Source organism: Pseudoalteromonas sp. APAL1 (assembly GCF_021532475.1).
GTDB lineage: Bacteria > Pseudomonadota > Gammaproteobacteria > Enterobacterales > Alteromonadaceae > Pseudoalteromonas > Pseudoalteromonas lipolytica_C.
This window is the reverse complement of the sequence record NZ_JAKGAW010000032.1, coordinates 1-15,694: the sequence shown is the minus strand read 5'-3', so window position 1 is coordinate 15,694 and position 15,694 is coordinate 1. Positions and strand designations below refer to the sequence as shown.

19 protein-coding genes are annotated in these 15,694 nt (G+C 39.9%); 1 reads left to right on the top strand and 18 read right to left on the bottom strand.

Annotation, left to right across the window (positions count from 1 at the left end):
* Positions 1-3: 3 nt before the first annotated feature.
* Positions 4-1,008, bottom strand: a complete 1,005-nt coding sequence (locus tag L1264_RS15045) for a response regulator (RefSeq protein ID WP_135924226.1) — start codon at positions 1,006-1,008, stop codon at positions 4-6.
* 205 nt (positions 1,009-1,213) lie between these two features.
* Here L1264_RS15045 and tpx point away from each other — a divergent pair, with 205 nt between their 5' ends.
* Positions 1,214-1,795, top strand: coding sequence for a thiol peroxidase (gene tpx, locus L1264_RS15040; RefSeq protein WP_135924225.1), 582 nt, complete (start codon positions 1,214-1,216; stop codon positions 1,793-1,795).
* Positions 1,796-1,870: 75 nt separating this feature from the next.
* On the opposite strand, the gene adk is transcribed toward tpx, so the two are convergent.
* From adk to L1264_RS14960, 17 genes are all read right to left on the bottom strand, one after another.
* A complete protein-coding gene (adk, locus tag L1264_RS15035) occupies positions 1,871-2,515 on the bottom strand; it encodes an adenylate kinase (RefSeq protein WP_036967590.1) in 645 nt (214 codons plus the stop codon).
* Between the two features lie 180 nt (positions 2,516-2,695).
* A complete protein-coding gene (htpG, locus tag L1264_RS15030) occupies positions 2,696-4,609 on the bottom strand; it encodes a molecular chaperone HtpG (protein ID WP_235404180.1) in 1,914 nt (637 codons plus the stop codon).
* Between the two features lie 277 nt (positions 4,610-4,886).
* A complete protein-coding gene (locus tag L1264_RS15025; protein WP_199525746.1) occupies positions 4,887-5,081 on the bottom strand; it encodes a hypothetical protein in 195 nt (64 codons plus the stop codon).
* Positions 5,082-5,146: 65 nt separating this feature from the next.
* Entirely contained in the window at positions 5,147-5,704 is a 558-nt protein-coding gene (locus L1264_RS15020) for a hypothetical protein (protein ID WP_199525747.1), read from the bottom strand.
* Positions 5,705-6,097: 393 nt separating this feature from the next.
* A complete protein-coding gene (locus L1264_RS15015; RefSeq protein WP_199525748.1) occupies positions 6,098-6,766 on the bottom strand; it encodes a hypothetical protein in 669 nt (222 codons plus the stop codon).
* A 10-nt stretch (positions 6,767-6,776) separates the two neighbouring features.
* Positions 6,777-7,151 carry a LexA family protein gene (locus tag L1264_RS15010; protein WP_199525749.1) on the bottom strand — a complete coding sequence of 125 codons (375 nt, stop codon included), beginning with the start codon at positions 7,149-7,151 and terminating at the stop codon, positions 6,777-6,779.
* Complete coding sequence (locus tag L1264_RS15005) at positions 7,138-7,896, bottom strand: hypothetical protein (protein WP_199525750.1); 759 nt, start codon at positions 7,894-7,896, stop codon at positions 7,138-7,140. The genes L1264_RS15010 and L1264_RS15005 overlap by 14 nt, the downstream gene beginning before the upstream one ends.
* Positions 7,889-8,077: a hypothetical protein gene (locus L1264_RS15000; protein ID WP_199525751.1), complete on the bottom strand. Its 189-nt coding sequence runs from the start codon at positions 8,075-8,077 to the stop codon at positions 7,889-7,891. Before L1264_RS15000 ends, L1264_RS15005 begins: the two co-directional genes overlap by 8 nt.
* A 140-nt stretch (positions 8,078-8,217) precedes the next feature.
* Positions 8,218-9,138 (bottom strand): hypothetical protein, encoded by a 921-nt coding sequence (locus L1264_RS14995; protein WP_199525753.1) that lies wholly within the window; start codon positions 9,136-9,138, stop codon positions 8,218-8,220.
* A 295-nt stretch (positions 9,139-9,433) separates the two neighbouring features.
* A complete protein-coding gene (gene recR / locus L1264_RS14990) occupies positions 9,434-10,042 on the bottom strand; it encodes a recombination mediator RecR (RefSeq protein ID WP_054551546.1) in 609 nt (202 codons plus the stop codon).
* 10 nt (positions 10,043-10,052) lie between these two features.
* Entirely contained in the window at positions 10,053-10,379 is a 327-nt protein-coding gene (locus L1264_RS14985) for a YbaB/EbfC family nucleoid-associated protein (protein ID WP_036967566.1), read from the bottom strand.
* A gap of 59 nt (positions 10,380-10,438) precedes the next feature.
* Positions 10,439-12,889: a DNA polymerase III subunit gamma/tau gene (gene dnaX, locus L1264_RS14980; RefSeq protein WP_199525755.1), complete on the bottom strand. Its 2,451-nt coding sequence runs from the start codon at positions 12,887-12,889 to the stop codon at positions 10,439-10,441.
* Positions 12,890-12,892: 3 nt separating this feature from the next.
* Positions 12,893-13,438 carry an adenine phosphoribosyltransferase gene (gene apt / locus L1264_RS14975; protein ID WP_135924222.1) on the bottom strand — a complete coding sequence of 182 codons (546 nt, stop codon included), beginning with the start codon at positions 13,436-13,438 and terminating at the stop codon, positions 12,893-12,895.
* A gap of 151 nt (positions 13,439-13,589) precedes the next feature.
* Positions 13,590-13,712 carry a hypothetical protein gene (locus L1264_RS21450; RefSeq protein ID WP_254907726.1) on the bottom strand — a complete coding sequence of 41 codons (123 nt, stop codon included), beginning with the start codon at positions 13,710-13,712 and terminating at the stop codon, positions 13,590-13,592.
* Between the two features lie 85 nt (positions 13,713-13,797).
* Entirely contained in the window at positions 13,798-14,556 is a 759-nt protein-coding gene (locus tag L1264_RS14970; protein ID WP_328256171.1) for an HvfC family RiPP maturation protein, read from the bottom strand.
* Entirely contained in the window at positions 14,549-15,412 is an 864-nt protein-coding gene (locus L1264_RS14965; protein ID WP_199525757.1) for an HvfB family MNIO-type RiPP peptide maturase, read from the bottom strand. Before L1264_RS14965 ends, L1264_RS14970 begins: the two co-directional genes overlap by 8 nt.
* 54 nt (positions 15,413-15,466) lie before the next feature.
* Positions 15,467-15,694, bottom strand: a 228-nt coding sequence (locus L1264_RS14960) for an HvfA family oxazolone/thioamide-modified RiPP metallophore (protein ID WP_442960447.1), incomplete at its 5' end; no start/stop codon positions are given.

Here is a 15,694-nt window from a genome sequence, read left to right as displayed (position 1 = left end):
AGTTTAATCTTCTAGTAAATAAGCGACTTTGTATTTTAAGGTTTTGAGCGAATCCTCAGTAAATAGCAGCATTAAATCACAATTAATATTATGATTTTCGATGCCATAGCTGATCTCAATCGCCAGCGTTCGTTGCCAGCGAGATTTATTAGCCTTTACCAAATCAGACACATCACAATGTTGACCCAGAACCACAGGGTGCCCTTGACTAAAGCGCATATCAAGCTGCTTTGAAAGACCACTTAAAATAGCCCCGATCAGAATATTGCTCACATCCATTAGCAACTCAAGCTCAATCTTGTTGTTAAGCTCACCTTCGTAATTCATAAGTGACGCAATTTCTTTAAAGCTTGAGTCATTTAACAGCAGCAAAGCTTCACCAGAAACACCGCCGCCTATAAAGCCTTGGCAAACTCCAGAGGTAGTCGCATTGGCATCAATAGAACGCAGTGCCATGTCTAGTTCATTAACTTCTAGGATATTAACATTCGGGATAGGCAACTTTACAAACACATTCAGTAAGCGTGCAAGCAAGTCCCCTGCTTGTCCCATTGCAACATTGGTAAGCTCTTGATAGATATCACGTACATCGGGGTCAACTTGTTCGCCCAGCCGGTGTGATAGACGCTCACGCATGGCTTTGTCTTTAATACCATGATGTTCAATGATATTAGCAAGCTTTTCTGCAGAGCAAGGTTTTTGAATAAAATCAATGGCGCCTAACTCAAGCACACGTTGATGAGCATTAGGTTGGATATCACCTGAAACAACCACGGTAAGCACATGAAGATCTTGGTCTTGAATGGCTTGAAGTACTTCATAGCCATCCATCTCAGGCATATTTAAATCAAGGAATAGTATTTCAGGCTGAATTTTTTTGATTTGCTCAATACAGTGCACACCGTCTTCAGCAAACTCAATTTTAATATCCCAATCATCGGGTAAAGAGCGCGCTAATTGCCGACGAGCTAACTTTGAATCATCACAAACTAATACCGATGTTGACATATACTCTCTCTAAACCCACACTTTTTTACTAGCCATCTTTAAGAGTGCTAACTTTATTCTTATTTTAATTCATAAAAAATAGCGGCACGGACACATGTTAATCAAACTGCTCGTTTTTTACAATTTTAAATTAGAGTAAACCTTGGAGCAATTAGATGAGTATAATACACTCAGCTTAAATGCGTTAATTTGAAGGAATTATATTATGTTACGCCCACTTATTTTTGCACTCAGTGCAGTTTGTACGTTTAGTTACGCAAATGACTTACCAGAAAATAGTCTTGATGCTGGTAAGGTATCAGCTCAGTCAAAGCCTGTTACCCTACTAGGACAAGGGGTTGAAGTCGGTCAAAAAGCACCTAATTTTAAAGTAGTAGATGATAGCTTTACACCTGTCACACTAGACAATTATCAAGGTCAAGCTGTTTTGCTCAGCGTTGTACCAAGCCTGGATACAGGGGTATGTAGCATTCAAACCAAACACTTTAATGAAAAAGTAGCTGCTGAGTACCCGAATATAGCTATGCTCACATTAAGTGCTGATTTACCGTTTGCACAAAAACGTTTTTGTAAAGCAGAAAATATCGACAAAGTCGTCACCTTATCTGATTCTGTATGGCGTGACTTTGGTAAGAACTACGGCTTGATTATCAAAGATATGGGCTTATTAACTCGTGCAGTATTTGTGCTCGATAAAGAACATAACATCGTTTACAAGCAACTAGTCGATAACCTCTCAAAAGAGCCTGATTATGACGGTGCTATTGCCGCATTGAAGAAACTGTAAAATCAGAAAACAGTTAAACAGATACAAAAAAACCGCCCTGAGGCGGTTTTTTTATTAATGAATCTAAAAGGTTAATTAACCTAATAGCTCACCAAGTTGTTGGCTAACAGCTTCAACAGCTTGGGTACCGTCTAGTTTATGGTACTGAGTGTTGCCTGCTTTTGCTTCAGCTTGGTAATAATCAACTAATGGCTTAGTTTGGTCGTGGTAGATACCTAAACGCTTACGTACTGTTTCTTCAGTATCGTCATCACGAATGATTAGGTCTTCACCAGTGATGTCATCTTTACCATCAACTTTAGGTGGGTTATAAACTACGTGATAAACACGACCAGAACCTGGGTGTACACGACGGCCGCCCATACGCTCAACGATAATTTCGTCAGCAACGTCAAATTCAATAACGTGATCAACCACCACACCATTCTCTTTCATTGCATCAGCTTGAGGAATAGTACGCGGGAAACCATCTAGTAAGAAACCTTTTTCGCAATCTGGTTTAGCGATACGCTCTTTAACTAGACCAATAATAATTTCATCAGATACTAATTGACCTGCATCCATTACTTTTTTAGCTTCAAGACCAAGTGGTGTACCTTCTTTGATTGCTGCACGCAGCATATCGCCCGTAGAAATTTGTGGAATACCGTATTTGTCCATCAAAAACTGAGCTTGAGTACCTTTACCTGCACCCGGCGCGCCCAAAAGAATAATGCGCATATCATTGTCCTCTGTGTGATACTAATCTTAAATTATGGTCGATCAGTGGAGTTTTGTTCTTAGAGCCTGAATTCTTCCACAACTGAGGCTATACCTCAAGTAACTTATACCAATTGCCTATATTAGCAGCAATAAAAAAGGGAGCACTGCTCCCTTTTCCAACTCATTGCGCTAAAACACTTATTTGCTTAAATCTAGCATAAGCTTGTTCAAGCGAGTTACAAAGCCAGCAGGGTCTTTTAGAGTACCGCGCTCTGCTAATAATGCTTGGTCAAGCAGGACATGTGACCACTGGCTGAACTTGTCTTCATCTTGCTCAACGTTTAAGTGTTTAACAAGCTGATGCTCTGGGTTAAGCTCAAAAATAGGCTTTTGCTCAGGCACAGTTTGACCAACAGATTCCATTAACTTTTGCATTTGTGAACTCATATCGTGTTCATCGGCAACAACACATGCTGGAGAATCAGTTAGACGGTGCGTAAAGCGCACATCTTTCACGCTGTCGCCAAGTGCTGACTTAATACGTTCAACTAGACCAGCTACTTCTTTTTCTGACTCTTCTTGCGCTTTTTTGGTTTCTTCGTCATCCATGTTGCCTAAATCTAAGTCACCACGGGTGATTGACTGGAATGATTTTTCGTTGAACTCTGTTAAGTAGCTCATCATCCACTCATCAACACGGTCGCTTAATAGCAATACTTCGATGCCTTTCTTACGGAAGATTTCTAAGTGTGGTGAGTTTTTCGCTGCAGCAAATGAGTCAGCAACCACATAGTAGATCTTATCCTGCTCTGGCTTCATACGTTCGATGTATTGTTCAAGCGATACATTTTGCGTGCTTTCGTCAGTATGTGTAGAAGAGAAACGCAGTAGCTTAGCAATGGCTTCTTTATTTGCCATATCCTCAGCTGGACCTTCTTTTAACACCTGACCAAACTCGTTCCAGAACGTTTGGTAATCTTCTTCACGGTTTTTCGCCATACGCTCAAGCATTTTAAGTACGCGTGATGTACAACCTTTACGGATCGCTTGCGTTACTTTGTTGTCTTGTAAAATTTCACGCGACACGTTAAGTGGTAAGTCGTTTGAGTCGAGTAAACCTTTCACAAAGCGTAAGTAACTTGGCATAAACTGCTCTGCGTCATCCATGATGAAAACACGTTGCACATACAGTTTTAAACCAGTTTGACGGTCACGATTCCATAAATCGAATGGTGCTTTTATCGGGATGTATAACAAGCTTGTGTATTCAGTTTTACCTTCAACCTTGTTGTGAGCCCAGCTTAATGGCTCTTCCCAGTCATGACCAATGTGCTTATAAAACTCTTTGTACTCTTCATCTGTTACTTCTGACTTATCGCGAGTCCAAAGTGCAGTTGCGCGGTTAATACCTTCCCACTCGCCCGGCTGCGCTGGGATTTTCTCACCATCAGGGCCTTCAGATTCAGGTACTTCTGCTTTATACATTTCAACTGGAATAGAAATATGGTCTGAGTATTTAGTTACGATGCTACGTAAACGGTACTCATCAGCAAATTCTTTCTCATCTTCACGTAAGTGTAGAATGATTTCGGTACCGCGTGTTGGCTTGTCAATCTCTTGTAATGTGTACTCGCCCTCACCTGCAGATTGCCATTCAATACCTTGGCTTTCACCTGCTTTACGAGTACGCACGGTTACTTTATCTGCAACGATAAATGCAGAGTAAAAACCAACACCAAATTGACCAATCAATTGTGAATCTTTGCTTTGGTCGCCTGTTAGGTTTTGGAAAAATTCTGCGGTGCCTGATTTTGCAATGGTACCCAGTGAATTGATCACATCTTCACGGCTCATACCAATACCGTTATCAGTAATGGTTACCGTGTTTGCTTCTTTATCGGCACTGATACGTACTTTTAGATCTGCATCGTTTTCGTATAAATCGCCATTAGAAAGCGCTAGGAAACGTAATTTATCTGCTGCATCTGACGCGTTTGATACCAGCTCACGTAGGAATATCTCTTTATTTGAATAAAGAGAATGAATCATCAGGTTTAATAGTTGTTTGACTTCTGTTTGAAAGCCTAATGTTTCTTTTTGTGCTGCAGTCATTGTGTAAATCTCCAATTAACAAAGTGTCTAATCTGCACTATGACTCATATATGGGGTAGGCTTTTTGAACTTCAAGGCAAAAATTTAAATTAGCAGGTAAAATCGCAAGCTTTTGGGAGCCCTATGACATTTAAGATCTATTAAAAGTAGTGAAACGGATAATTACTTCTCAGCCAGTTTGTATTGCTATAACAATATATTGCAATGATAAATAAGTATTGTGCTCACCTTAGCTCAGTTTTATATAGATTGTACTCATTGCTGTTCATTTCGGGTGCTAAAAAATAAAACTCTCTTCTCCTGTGTGCTCTTTGCCAACAAAAGCTATTTCAGTCTGTCCGTAGCAAGTGGTTGCAATGCCAACAGGGTCAACATATCCAGTTAACTCTTGGCCCTCGAAAGTAGCGACTGTTACACCTGCAGCCGCAAGAATGCCGGAAAACCCCAGCGCTATAAGTTTTCCTGCTTTCATAGTTTGCTCTCAAATTTTAGGTATAAAAAAACCCGCATGGTGCGAGTTTCAATATTTTTTTCGATTCATTTTCTAATACTATTAACTACAAATTTGTCTTGCTGAACAGAAAAGTAAGTTATTTCAATCTCCACCTTTTTCATCATTTCTCGCAGTTGTTGAAACTCTAACTTTGATGACTCTTTTGGCAAGTTAATTTCAAGAAATATCAAACTTTCCGATGGCGCATAACCCTCAGGGGTAGAGACTTGAACCTCTGCGCCAGGACACGTTTTACAAACAATGTTATTGAATGACACACTACTCATAGAAACTTTAGCATAATAAAGTTTATAAGATGTTTCTACAGCGGGACCGGTGCCGCAATTTTTTATTATTCTTTTAACTGTTTTATCTTCATGATCTTCATATTTATGAATATACAAAAGAGGCTTAATCGAATTAAGGTACTGTCTTTCGTTATGCTTTAGACCTATCCAAGCAAATAAAAAAGTAATTAATGCCACTGCAGTAGCTATCAAATCACTCAATTTTACTTCTAGTGAGAAGCCCTGACCAATTATCACGCCAGCTAAGAAGATCAATATAACTGCTAAGACAATCATTTTATTAAACTTCTGCATGCTTTCTCCTTTTTAAGCGTTATAGGTGTCAGATTAACATGCAAAGCTTTGTGGGAATATAAAAACAAAAAAATCCGCTCAGTCATAAACTAAGCGGATTTCTTCAACATGGAAAATACTATATCAGGATTGGGGGGGTTGCAAGTTAGAGTCGTCATTTTCTGACTCAACAAAAAATGGTTTGAAATAAGGTAGAGACTTAGAAAAGACTTCATCGAAATGTTCATCGCTCATCAAGCCTAGCATATTTATCAAAAATAACGCCCTCTGCAAATCAATTGCAAACAACGCTATATCAAAATCCGTACCAGAGTTTGAGTGTAATTTTATATGTATCCCAATAAACATAAAGTTTTCAGTTACAATTCTTAGCTGCTCTTCTAAAACAACGCCTTATGCTGAAGTATCCAACTGGCTTAATCTATCAAAGCTTACTATGGGGTTGTCTTTATTAAAGATGACATTAATAGATTTCAAATTAGCATTTTGAATTTCGAGATGAGTGTTCTCAGGAAAAGCATGCTTGTATAGCCTTTCAGATAAAATTAACAAGCTCTCCCCTTCAACTTTAGAATTATACCTAAACATTTTCTTACTTAACGTTAACAAATTATCTAATTTATCCTTAAACCTTTGTATATGCTCATGATAAAGCAAGAAACTTTCTTTTTTCATGTAAAGTGACAATTGACTCTCAAGTCTATCAGACTGTTTTTGAGCTATCTTTAATTGTTCAAAAGCTAAATTTTGCTGCATCTTTGATAATCTTAGCTGCTCGGAAAACTGCAAACTTCTAGCGTATAAACCCAATAACGTTGTTATAGTTACCATTAATACAAAAAGTCTAATGGGTAATGCAAACGCAGCCTCCATGCCTACCCAATTAGATAACTTCATTACATCATAGTCGATTTGATTTCCAACAAGTGCAAACTGAGCACCTAATAGCAGTAACGGTAAAATCCAAGTTAACGAAAGAGAAATTTCAAACCTAAACCTCCACTTTTCATATTCATTTTCTTGATAGTTCTTGTGCTTACTAACTAAGCCCAGATTTTCCATAAACTAACCCTTAAACAACACTTTTGACACTTCCTCTATGCATTCGCACAGAGCTTATAACAATCCCCTCAAAAAGGTACTCATCATGCTTAGTAACTTTCACTGGTGGGTATTCCTCGCTTGCTGAAAGCAGCAAATTATTCTTCAAGTCTGCAATCTTGCAAACGAACAAGCCATTATAAGCTGCAACAATAACATCACCTAGCTTAACATCAACGCTGCGGTCAATGATTAGCAAGTCACCGTCAAAAATTCCTACTCCTTCCATTGACCGGCCGCTAGCAATGCCATAAAAGGTGGCATCTTTGTTCTTCTCGATTAAACCGGCGACTCCAATTGGCAAATCTTTAAAGTCATTGGCTTTGTTAAAGTTACTTTCCATCATTGCTCGCGTTTCTTACTGGCGGATATTCACTCGCAGGCTCTCCTATGTGAACAATTTTATGTTCTTTTAAACCTAGCGCTTTAGATACATTGGAAAATAGTTTAGATCCAAATTGGTGATAATCTTCCTGAAGATTAATTAAATTGGAAACTTCTTGCATAATATCTATCCCACCATCTACTAATTCATTGTTGAGGATATTTGCAGCAGCTAGCACTTCAAACTTCAAATTTTCTTGCTTCTGATATATAGTCCTGCTCTTATTAATCAATTGATTTCGGTAAGCGGAAAGCTGCTTTTTGTAAATAGTCAACTCAGCGTCACTAAACTGGTCATTTCTCCAGTCTATATCTAAGCCTAAATTGCTGAGCAACCCCCTTACTTCAGGAATTACATTTGCTTTATCTTGTAGTCGAGTACTTTCCAAACCTTTTAAAACCTCAATTTTATTTTGCGTAGATTTTTTTGAGTGCATCAAAAAATATAGTTCTGACAGCTTCTTAATAAGCTCCCAAGAAAAATCATATCTTTTTTCATGAATCCAACTTGATGCAGTCAGGTATGCAGCTATTAACAATAAAGTTGTTGAATATGATATTAAAATAGTGAAAATCGCAATAACAACGTCGCTAAAGCTACCCCAAGTTCCACCTTTAACTGAGCAGCCATATACCAATAGTGTAATAAATATTATTATTAAGTACGCAACGGTAATACATTGGAACCATCTGCCAAACTTATCCATTAGATTTCCCTTCAATTTTTTCTGAAAGCGCTCGAAGCTTATACGCAATCGTCGCTTTGGTATCATTCTTATTGAAATAAGCCTCTAAATGTTGATTATCGATATCTAGAGCTAATGTGAAATTACAGTAATCGCCAAATCCTACTGGCTGTACTTTTATGTTGGTGAGTTTTTGCTGCATGCTAATCTCCTTAATTCATGCAAGAGAATCCACTTACACATAATTATCTGCGCGATTAATCGCATTTTGTGCGCAATGTAAATTAGAATTTTATAGATAACCAAATTAAATCAGTAACTTGATAAGCTTTCAAATGCGCACTAGCGCAAAGCCTCAATATATTTATCGTATTTTTTAGGGAGGACACTATAAGCACCCCAGTTCAATACTTTGCAAGCATAAACTGAGTCACTTTCTGAATATAATTTAGCAGAGAAAAGTAAATAACTTCCTTTTGATTTTTTCGATATATGCTTTCTCTCATCATAAGACTTATCAGTATATATCTTTACTAAATCATTACTTGACTCTACTTCAATTACATTTCGAGCTGATAATTCTCTAAAACCTATTATTTTTCCAAAGAACAAAGTTTCTTTCTTGGGTAAATCATCAGTTAATTTACTTGTTGAATAAAGTTGATCGCTCAGCAACATTGGGTATTGAGAGTTAGGAAAATAAAAACCTCGGGACAAATTTGCAGGAAAGTTCATACAAAGAGCCATAACAGTTGAGATATTAGAAGGTAAGCTGAAGCTTTTACCATTATGCCTAGCTATTGGCACTTCGGTATTAGGACCGTTTTCATCTTCAATTGCAGTTCTATCGAACTCCCCTGTATCGTCAATGTCGTTACCATCGCCTGAAGGGGGTGTCGATTTCCAAGAGTGAATTATAGCTAACTCTTTATTCTCTATGGCTTTTGCTGCTATCTCCTCTGATTCATAATTAAGACCAGGCTTAGCATTGACTCTCCACTCACATTTAATGCTATCTGGATACTTTTTCTTAGATCCGTGCTTATAATGAGCAGTGATATTATTCTTGCTAATAGCATCTGCGTCAGGAGTTCTTGAAAGTGGCGTAGCGCAGATAGGACAAAAAGTTTTACCTTTCATTTGAGGACTGAACTCCTCAGGTATAACTTCTACAGATAAAGCCTTTAATTGCTCTTTATCATGTTGCCCGTACTGCCAAACATCTGAATAACAACCATATACGATCCGGTGCTTCTGTTCCATGTACTTTATCCATAATTACTTAGTCACCTTAATTGATATCAAAGAGTAATGATTTTTTCTATGAAAATGTGATTATTTTTAATTTTAAATTCATAACCTACGCAACATCACCCATCTTTACATAGATATCCTTAATAATATCCTGCTCCCATTCGCTAATTACCCTCGAGGCCTTTTTGAATAGTTCATCTGAGTGCCTATGAAGCTCGTATGTTCAAAATTACCTATTGAAGTGCATGATGAGCCAAACACAAAAAAGCCTGCTTAAAGCAGGCTTTTGATACCATTTTCGGTATTAGTTTTGGTTTACGGCGCGTCGTCCGCTAAATGCGTGCATCAATGTCATACCATCGAGCAAGTCGAGCTCTCCACCGACAGGGACACCGTGCGCAATACGAGATGCGCCTACCTGATACTTATGACAAAGCTCAGCAATGTAGTGAGCAGTGGTTTCACCTTCAACACTTGGATTGGTTGCGAGGATCACCTCATTAATACCGCCTTGTTGCAACTTGCTTTCAAGAATATCAAGGCCAATTTCTTTTGGTCCTATACCATCAATTGGCGACAAGTGACCCATTAAAACAAAGTAAAGTCCTTGATATTGACCAGTTTGCTCAATAGCGAGTACGTCGGTTGGTGATTCAACCACACACAGTAAACCACTATCTTGGCGTTTAACACTTGAACAAATATCGCACACAGCTTGCTCTGTGAAAGTGCGACAAGATTGACAATGCCCTACTTCATCCATTGCTTTGGTTAATGCATGGCCAAGTTGCTTACCACCTTGACGGTCACGCTCAAGCAAATGAAAAGCGATACGCTGTGCCGACTTTGGGCCTATGCCCGGCTGGCATCTTAGCGCTTCAATTAGTTGTGTTAAACTAGGAGATAGTTGCATACAAGATCACTTAGAATGGCATTTTCATACCTGGTGGTAATTGCATACCGCCAGTTACTTTACTCATGCGCTCTTGTGTTTCTTCTGCAACACGACGTACTGCATCGTTACACGCTGCCGCTAGTAAATCTTCGATCATGTCTTTGTCGTCTTCCATTAGGCTTTCATCTAATTCAACACGACGTACATTGTGGTTACCAAGCATAGTTACTTTAACTAGGCCTGCACCTGCTTCACCTACAACTTCAAGGTTTGCGATTTCTTCTTGGGCTTTTTGCATGCGCTCTTGCATTTGCTGCGCTTGCTTCATCATGTTACCCATTCCACCTTTAAACATAACTGTCTCTCTTTCTAAACTACTTTAATTGGCATGAAGATAAGGGCTATTGCAACTAATTACAATGCCTGAATACTGTTTTCATCGATTATAGCGCTAAATAACTGCTGAAATTGCACTATATTTTCATCGCTATTTATTACATCAATCGCTTGTTGATGACGACCCGCATCAATTTTTTGTTGAATCAAATACGGTGAATCAATTACGCCATCAGCAAACTCGATACTAAGCTCTACATTATGACCATAAATTTCACTTAATGCAGCATTGAGCTTTTGTCTAAGCACTGCGCTGTCTAAATGGCGCTGTGATGAGTCAACTTCAATATGTAACTGATTATTCTGCTTGGTAAAGATCGAATGCAGCGCAAATTGGCGCATGCGGCCACCAAGTCCCATACGCTTTATTAAATACGCCCACTCGTCTTGTTCGTGTGCAAATTTAATACTGCTGATCGGGCTTTCAAAATCATCTGGAACCGGAATACTGGCTTCTTCAGCTACTGGCTCTGGCGCTTTTTGCGGGTTAATTTGCTCAAGCAATTCAGGCGCTAGGTTTTCAGTGATTGTTTGATGCTTTTCTCGAAAATCGACTTTTTTTACTTTATTGCTGCTCTCCCCCGTTTGCTGGGGGATGGGCTTTTTTACTTCAGCAGCCATTGCTTGCTGCTGAGGCTGAGTATTGGTCGTGGCTGTGCTTTGTTGCGCTGGCGGTTCTAATGTTGGCTTAGCTTCAGGCTGTTGTTCTGCTTTAACATTCGTTTGCGTTGCCGCACCACTTAAGCGACCAGCACCTGAGATATTGCGGTCTTGTAAAATACGAGCAATGGCCGATTGCGCCTGACTTTGCTGTTGTTGCAATTGTGCGGGTGCAGTTTGCTGTTGCTGAGGCGCAGGTGCTTCATTTGCGCTAAAGCCCTGATCATAAGCGCTATTCATCACATCATCATATTGCGCAGCAAGTGATGAATCCATTTGTGCATCGTACTCATCCATATAGTCTTGCGAAGAATAGTCAGATGTAGAGTACTCTGGTGAAGAACAATCAGCTGCTGGAATGTGCTCTGAGCTACTCTGCTGTTGTGGCGCTGGTTTGACTTCAGTTTCAGCTGGCTGAGCGGATTGCTGAGGCTGTTGATTAGCATTAGGCTGCTCTACTGCTGTTGCTTCAACTTGCTGGGCAGGCTCATGGCTATGTGCTGTTTCTGCTTTGGCTGCTTGAATAGGCTCAGCTTCAACTTGTGTTGGCTGAGGCTCTGAAGGCACAGAAGTTGTATGCACTGAACTTTGTGCTACTGATGCTTGCTCTGAAGCTGCTTGCTCACGTTGCGCCGTTGATTTTTTTAAAATATCACGTAGTGCTCCGGCACCACTTGGTTTAACCTGCTGCTGGGTATTCGTGGGTGTTTGGTTTTGTGCAAATTGCGTTGGTTGAAATGCGAGCAGTCGCAACATGATCATTTCAAAACCAAGTTTAGCATCGGGTGCCCATTGCAAATCCTTTTTACCATTTAATAGCAACTGGTAATACACCTGCATTTGCTGTGCATCAGTTGTTTGTGCCACCTGCTCAATAAATTCACGGTTAGTCTCATCAAGTGCCGCAGCACTAGGCACGAGTTGCACAAGCTGAATAAGGTGCGTCAGGGCGATTAAATCGTCGAGCAAGGCTACAAAGTTAGGGTTTCGGCTAACCACTGCTTTTACTTCTTGAAGTAATGCATCGCCATCTTGGCATAGTAACGCTGCTAACATGGTTTGGCTATATTGGGTATCCATTAAGCCAAGCATAGTTTGCACTGCTTGATGATTAATATTGCCATTGGTTTGCGCAATTGCTTGGTCTGTAAGACTCAGTGCGTCACGCATACTACCATCAGCTGCTTTCGCTAAAATTGACAGCGATTTATCATCAAAACTTAGCTGTTCTTGATTAAGAACATGGGCAAGCTGATCATGAATTTCTGATTGCGACAATGCATTTAAATTAAACTGTAAGCAACGCGATAAAATCGTCACGGGCAGTTTTTGCGGATCGGTTGTCGCTAATAAAAACTTCACATGCTCTGGTGGCTCTTCCAATGTTTTTAGTAATGCATTGAAACTATGCTTTGACAGCATGTGAACTTCGTCGATTAGGTATACCTTGTAACGACCACGTGTTGGCGCGTATTGAACGTTATCAAGGATTTCGCGGGTATCTTCTACTTTGGTACGTGATGCCGCATCGATTTCTAACAAATCAATATAGCGGCCAGCTTCAATGTCAGTACAGCTTGAACATTGGCCACACGGCTCAGCAGAGATACCCTTATCGCAGTTGAGGCTTTTTGCGAATATTCGTGCGATGGTTGTTTTACCCACCCCACGAGTTCCAGTAAAGAGATAGGCATGATGGAGTCTATTTTGTGTTAATGCATTAACCAATGCCTGTTTAACATGAGACTGCCCCACTAACTCGTGAAAGGTTTGTGGTCGCCATTTCCTTGCTAGAACCTGATAACTCATTAATTATTCGCCTTCGAATTCAACCAACTTTAAGATTTTGATGCCCATATCAGCAACACGTTGTTCACCACCAAGCTCAGGTAAAGATACAACGAATGCGGCATCCGTTGCATTACCACCCAGTTTTGCAACTAATTTTGCTGTTGCTTCAATTGTGCCACCTGTGGCAAGTAAGTCGTCTACTAATAACACTTTATCACCAGAAACGATAGCGTCTGTATGAAGTTCAAGCGTATCTTCACCATATTCTAATTGGTAGTTTTGTGAAATCACTTCGCGAGGAAGTTTGCCTGGTTTACGAACTGGAATAAATGGAATACCAAGAGCATAAGAAAGTGGCGCACCAAAAATAAAACCACGAGATTCAGTACCAATGATTTTAGTAAAACCTTGGTCTTTATATGCCGCAATAAAGCTGTCTATCGTTGCTTTAAATGCCTCAGCGTTAGCCATTAAAGTTGTTACATCGCGGAACATAATGCCCGGCTTAGGGTAATCAGCGATCGTTGCAATGCTCTGTTTGATGAGCGTTGAAGTTGCTTGAGTCATAATTATACTGCTCAAAAAGTTTATCTAACAAAGCTCGAGAGTATAACATCACCTTAGTGGAAAGTCGGTAGCAAGTTTCGAAATTAATCACCTAACTACAACAAAAAAGGCTGCATGGTGCAGCCTAGTGTCTTAAATTTGCTTACGCAGATTAAGATAAAGATGTGATCCAACCCAGAATAGCGTTAAGACAGCCAATGCCACCGAATACAGCTAAAAACGCAATGAAATAAGTTGCATTGAACGGATCTTTAAAGTCTTTATCATTCGACATAGTTACTACCTTTATTTAAGCACGACAAAATAAGGCGGACATAATAGTCGAACTGTCCTCATCAATAAAGGGGTTTAGCCGATTTTTAAACCAATGTATTAGTAACTACGATACCACGCTCTACCATGGCACTTAAGGTATTGAGCGCTCCCTGATAAAGCTGCTCTTGGCTAAATTGAGGAGCATGCTCTGCAACTACTTGGCATACATCATTTAAGTTTATACCTGGCTGAGATTCAATAATATTAAGTAGTAATGCGGTCATCGCATTTGTTGATAAAAACTGCACTTCGTCATCGCCATCCCGATATACCACAAAGTAGCTTGCCTCAGCTGCGGGCTCACTCGGCTGGTTATCGACACTGATGGTATGAACTGGAAAACGATAACTCAAATTGCGAGCAAGGGAGCTTAAATACAATGCAGAACTGGTGACTTGATGAGCCGATAAGTTCGTTTCGTTTTCCAGCTCCTTCGCAACCGACACATCGAGCTCAACCCACTCATAATGCGCCAGTTCTAACATGAACGCAGGATCATCACTTTGCATTTCATAGTCATTAGCAAGAAAGGCCAAAAACTCGCCTGCTATATCTAAAAAATAAGGAGATTTACAGTTGTGCTGACTGAAAAATTGCCTAACGAGTCTGTGCCAAGCTTGCTCTGAATATAAACTTTTAAGTACTGGATATGCAGAGCTGACAAAACCATCCACATTATTAAAAAATAAATCTCGGTAAATCGCCATGCGACGCTCTTCAACATCACTAGGCTTAGCATTATTCTCAGGGTCGCGAATATGCGCCATAAACGCTTGTTGTACTTGCGTAAAATGATTATGCACTGTGTTTCACCGTTACTTGGTTTTGCTTATTGGCTGCGTGCTGCAAGGCTTCAATAGTTTTCAGCTCAGCTAATAACTCAGCCATAGGTGGAATATTAAAGTCACGCTCTAACAAAGTAGGAAAAACTCCATGAACTGCGTAGGCTTTTTCAAGCAATTGCCAAACAGGATCGATGACTGGCGCACCATGGGTATCAACGAGTAAATCTTCAGCCTCAGTGTAATGGCCCGCAACATGACCATAAGCGATACGTTTAGTTGGTAATGCTGCTAAGAATTGCTCAGCATCATAACCATGATTAATAGAGTTTACATAGATATTGTTTACATCAAGCAATAGTTGGCAATCAGCTTCCTCTAAAACTGCATTAGTAAACTCAAGTTCAGTCATTTGCTGCCCAGGGGCACCGTAGTAAGATACATTTTCAATAGCAATTGGCTGTTCAAGAATATCTTGTACTTGTCTGATCCGCGAGGAGACATGCTTAATTGCATCTTCAGTAAACGGAATAGGCATCAAATCGTACATGTGCCCTTCGCCCGAACAGTAGCTTAAGTGCTCACTAAACAAACGAATATTATGCTCTTTAAAGAAAGCTTTTAGCGATTGCACAAAGTCAATATCAAGTGCTGCAGGTGAGCCAATTGATAACGATAAACCATGGCATACAAAGGCATGTTGTTCGGTAAGCTGTTTAAATTGTTTACCAAAACGCCCGCCTAGCTTGAGCCAATTTTCTGGTGCAACTTCTAAAAACTCAATGGGTTTTGGAACATCAATGAGCATTTCATCAAGCATTTCTCGGCGCAAACCTAAACCAACCTGCCCAAAATCAGCTACTGATTCTTTTAACATACTACCTCCTACTAAAAAGGGCCTTTACGGCCCTTTTAAAAGCTAAATGAGCGCTTAGTGGTTAGAGCCACATTTACCTTCGCCACACTTACCTTCTTTAGCTGCTTTTTTGTCTGCGCCACATTTACCTTCGCCGCACTTACCTTCTTTAGCTGCTTTTTTGTCTGCACCGCATTTACCTTCGCCGCACTTACCTTCTTTAGCTGCTTTTTTGTCTGCACCGCATTTACCTTCGCCGCACTTACCTTCTTTAGCTGCTTTTTTATCTGCACCGCATTTACC